The sequence below is a fragment of the Mesobacillus sp. genome, assembly GCF_047739415.1.
Taxonomy (GTDB): domain Bacteria; phylum Bacillota; class Bacilli; order Bacillales; family Cytobacillaceae; genus Mesobacillus.
Genome location: NZ_JBIQOE010000312.1, coordinates 1 through 4,011, shown reverse-complemented (window position 1 = coordinate 4,011; position 4,011 = coordinate 1). Strand labels below are relative to the sequence as shown.

General features: G+C 45.7%; 6 protein-coding genes. 4 read left to right on the top strand and 2 right to left on the bottom strand.

Translation table 11 applies throughout. From position 1 onward, the window contains the following. Positions 1-260, top strand: a 260-nt coding sequence (locus tag ACH0QE_RS25585; RefSeq protein ID WP_415803187.1) for an alpha/beta hydrolase, incomplete at its 5' end; no start/stop codon positions are given. A 38-nt stretch (positions 261-298) separates the two neighbouring features. Further along, the gene (locus tag ACH0QE_RS25580) at positions 299-1,393 is read left to right on the top strand and encodes a tetraprenyl-beta-curcumene synthase family protein (RefSeq protein ID WP_415803186.1); all 1,095 of its coding nucleotides are present in this window, start codon (positions 299-301) and stop codon (positions 1,391-1,393) included. A gap of 385 nt (positions 1,394-1,778) precedes the next feature. On the opposite strand, the gene ACH0QE_RS25575 is transcribed toward ACH0QE_RS25580, so the two are convergent. Beyond that, the gene (locus tag ACH0QE_RS25575; RefSeq protein WP_415803185.1) at positions 1,779-2,351 is read right to left on the bottom strand and encodes a class I SAM-dependent methyltransferase; all 573 of its coding nucleotides are present in this window, start codon (positions 2,349-2,351) and stop codon (positions 1,779-1,781) included. Then, entirely contained in the window at positions 2,341-3,315 is a 975-nt protein-coding gene (locus tag ACH0QE_RS25570) for a TIGR01212 family radical SAM protein (protein ID WP_415803184.1), read from the bottom strand. Before ACH0QE_RS25570 ends, ACH0QE_RS25575 begins: the two co-directional genes overlap by 11 nt. 215 nt (positions 3,316-3,530) lie before the next feature. Here ACH0QE_RS25570 and ACH0QE_RS25565 point away from each other — a divergent pair, with 215 nt between their 5' ends. Both ACH0QE_RS25565 and ACH0QE_RS25560 read left to right on the top strand, forming a co-directional pair. Further along, the gene (locus ACH0QE_RS25565) at positions 3,531-3,794 is read left to right on the top strand and encodes a YtzC family protein (RefSeq protein WP_415803183.1); all 264 of its coding nucleotides are present in this window, start codon (positions 3,531-3,533) and stop codon (positions 3,792-3,794) included. 17 nt (positions 3,795-3,811) lie between these two features. Next, complete coding sequence (locus ACH0QE_RS25560) at positions 3,812-3,991, top strand: hypothetical protein (protein WP_023626899.1); 180 nt, start codon at positions 3,812-3,814, stop codon at positions 3,989-3,991. Positions 3,992-4,011: the final 20 nt, after the last annotated feature.

Sequence of the window (4,011 nt, the reverse complement as noted above, 5' to 3'; positions counted from 1 at the left end):
CAGCAATGGAGCAAGCCTTTGAAAACATGGGAAAAGTCCAGGACGTTCCAACGCTCCTGGTGCAGGGCGGCGATGATCGGATCGTGGATAAACGTTCTGTCAAGGAATGGTTCAACAATGCTCCGCTGTCGGAAAAAAGATATAAAGAATGGCCTAATTGCTATCATGAAGTGTTCAATGAACCTGAACGCGAAGAGGTTTTTGACTATGCACATGATTTTGTCATCAGCCAGCTGAAGGCAATTGGATATGTTTACTAGAAGGTGTTGTTTTACATGGAAAGGATGAAGGTGTATACATGTTGATTCCATCAATGCCAATCAGTTTAATGTACCGTGTATACAAACAAGTCCTGCCTCAAGTGCACAGGGAGCTGGCGTACTGGAAGAGCAGGGCAGAGGAAATCCCGAACCCAGAATTAAGGAAACAGGCACTGGCCAGTATCGAGCATAAAACCTTCCATTGCGAAGGAGGCTCGATTTTGAGCCTGACTGCGAAAAAGAATTACAAAACAGCGATCCGTTTCATAGTTGCTTACCAGACCATCAGCGATTACCTGGATAATCTTTGTGACCGCAGTACATCATTGGATCCAGCCGATTTCGCTGGGCTGCATGAATCAATGGCAGACGCTTTGAATCCGGACCGCCAATTGAAAAATTATTACCGGGAGCGGGAGGACCAGAATGACGGGGGATATCTCATTGAGCTGGTGACTGTCTGCAGGGAAGTCCTGTCGGAGCTAGATCACTACCAGGATATCCAACAGCATTTGAGCGATCTTTGTGATTATTATTGCGATTTGCAAATCCACAAGCATGTTGAGGTAAAAGACCGTGTGCCAAGGCTGCAAACATGGTTTGACGGCCACCGTGACAACATTCCCGAGATGGAGTGGTATGAATTCTCAGCCTGCACCGGCTCGACACTTGGGATCTTTTGCCTGGTGAGCTACGCGCTCCGCGATGATTTTAAACCCGAATATGCCGACAGCATTCGCAAGGGATATTTTCCTTACATACAAGGCCTTCACATCCTGCTCGATTATTTCATCGACCAGGAAGAAGACCGCGAAGGCGGCGATTTGAATTTCTGTTTTTACTATGAAAATGAAGAAGCTTTGTTTGAGCGGCTTCGACATTTCGTGGAAAACGCTGATCATCATACAGCCAAGCTTCCGCATCAAAGATTCCATAAACTGATTAACCGCGGCCTCTTAGGCGTTTACCTGTCCGATGAAAAAGTAAGACGCCAGGAAAGAATCAGGAAGCTGGCCAGGGAAATGATCAAGACAGCCGGCCCCGTCAGTTACTTCTTTTATATTAATGGACGAGCTTATCGGTCATTACAGAGGTGGGTTCCTTCGGGAGTGGTTAAGGCGTTTATTAAATGATAGTGAATTTGTGAAAAGCCGGGTAATGAATCCTGGCTTTTTTGGTTTTGACCCTTTGACTTGCCCGGTCTCAGTTCAAGAGGGAAAAACGGGGAACATAACCCCCGGAAATGTGCCCTGTTCCTGTTCAAGAGGGAAAAACGGGGAACATAAACCCCGGAAATGTGCCCCGTTCCTGTCTAAGAGGGAAAAACGGGGAACATAAACCCTGAAAATGTGCCCCGTTCCTGTCCAAGAGGAAAAAACGGGGAACATAACCCCCGGAAATGTGCCCCGTTCCTGTTCAAGAGGGAAAAACGGGGAACATAAAGCGAAATATATGTCCGATATGGCAAGGTTACATTCTTATCCCAAAGAAAAAAGCCTTCGCTTTAGGGAAGGCTTCCTATCTCTTCTCAATCGCAATAATAAATGGCGGATTATTTTTCTGGTTCAGGAATTTATATTCCAATACATGTGCGATATTTTGATCCAGTGACTTTACATAACGCAATAGATACTCTCGTTCTACCTTGCCTTCGGGATGTCCGTGGTAAATCACAATTACAATGATGCCTTCTGGGGCCATGATTTCCAGCAGCTGATCGATGGCCTGGATGGTTGTCTCAGGAACGGTGACGATGTTTTTATCGCCGCCGGGCAGATATCCGAGATTGAATACCGCACCGGTAATTTTGCCGAAGTGCAAAGGCGGGATGTATTCTGTGATGTTTTCATGTCCGGTATGGAACAGTGTGACCTGATCCTGCAAACCATATTCGCGAAGCTTCGTTTTGCAGGACATGAGCACTTCATCCTGGATATCAAAGCCGTAAATCCTGCCAGCAGAGCCGACCAGGTTGGCTAAAAATAATGTGTCATGTCCGTTGCCGACTGTGGCATCAACAGCGATATCACCTGGCTTCACGGCAGTTTCAAGAAGGTTCCTGGCAAATGGAAGGATCCGTTCAAGCTTCATTATCAATCACCACTTTGTTCCCGGTATAAAATTTCCCCTGCCAGCTGTCGCGACGCTTCAATTCTTTATCAATCGCGTTCAGTACTTCCCATTTATTGACGCTCCACATTGGCCCGACCATTAGCTCGATCGGTCCATCCCCTGTAATCCGATGGATGATCATTTCAGGAGGCAGGATCTCCAGCTGGTCACAGACCAATTTTACATAGTCCTCAAAGCTAAGAAATTCAAGCAATCCTTTTTCATACTGCTTAACCATCGGGGTGCCCTTCAACAAATGAAGAAGATGGATCTTGATTCCCTGAACATCAAGCTTCGCGACTTCACGTGCAGTCTCCATCATCATTTCCGGAGTTTCCATCGGCAATCCGTTGATGATATGGGAGCAAACCCTGATGCCATGCTTACGGAGCTTGTCCACGCCTTCTTTGTATGTTTCATAATCATGGGCGCGGTTGATTAAATTGGCTGTTTTTTCATGAACTGTTTGAAGTCCTAGTTCAACCCATAAATACGTTCGCTCGTTCAGTTCAGCCAAATATTCCACGACATCATCAGGCAAGCAATCCGGTCTTGTTGCAATCGAAAGCCCGACGACTCCATCTTCATTCAATACGCTTTCGTACTTCTCGCGCAGCACTTCAACTGGGGCGTGAGTATTGGTGAAAGCCTGGAAATAGGCCATGTACTTGCCGTCTTTCCATTTTGTATGCATTTTTTCTTTTATCTTTGCGAACTGTGTGCCGAGATCTTCTACTCTGTCACCGGCGAAGTCTCCTGATCCGGCTGCGCTGCAAAACGTGCATCCTCCGTGCGCTACCGTGCCGTCGCGGTTAGGGCAATCGAATCCGCCATCGAGTGCCACCTTGAAAACCTTATGGCCAAAGTGGTTCCTTAAATGGTAATTCCAAGTATGGTATCGCTTATCGTCTGTTGCATAGTAAAAAGGGTTGCTCTGATTCATGCCAGAAACCTCCTAAAGCCTGTCTGTCAAAAAAAATTAATAATAAAAATTGTACCATTTAGGAATCGTGAATCCAATTGCAAAAAGATTACAATGTGTACCCAACATAATTGCCATCATTAAACATTGGCAAAATCGTGATAGGAAAATGTATTGTGAACAAAATAAAGAAGAAGCAGACTTTGCTTCAGCATCAAGTAAAGGAGGGGCTACAATTGGCAACACGTCAATCGGTTGACCAGTTACTTCAGCAATGTGAGGATGCAATCAATCTTGCCCAGGATCAATACAAGAATGCCGCAACTCAGCAGCATTATAATGATGGCGATTTCACCAATGCACTGCAGGCGCTTGAGGATGCATACAATGATTTGGCCAAGCTTGCATTCAGCGCGAATGCCCAGCAGCGCGACCAGCTGCATCGGATGAGACTTCAGCTCCAGCAAGTCCAAACCAATATGATTTTGCTTGATCACTAAACAGGAGGGGAAACATCTTGAAGAAGCGCTCAAAGCAGAATAATCCTGAACAAAAAACAAGGAACGGCATCAATAACCAGGATCTTGAGCTTGGAATGGATCATGATCCGGTAAAAGAAGCAAAAAAAAAATATGAACAAAGCGGCGGGCAGCCCGTAAAATCAAAATTCCATCCTGAACCAGAGCAATCTTCATAAATTTGTAACACCCTCACTTC

Coding starts and splice junctions, on each gene's coding strand:
- ACH0QE_RS25580 (WP_415803186.1), top strand. CDS start 299: ATGTTGATTCCATCAATGCCAATCAGTTTAATGTACCGTGTATACAAA.
- ACH0QE_RS25575 (WP_415803185.1), bottom strand. CDS start 2,351: ATGAAGCTTGAACGGATCCTTCCATTTGCCAGGAACCTTCTTGAAACT.
- ACH0QE_RS25570 (WP_415803184.1), bottom strand. CDS start 3,315: ATGAATCAGAGCAACCCTTTTTACTATGCAACAGACGATAAGCGATAC.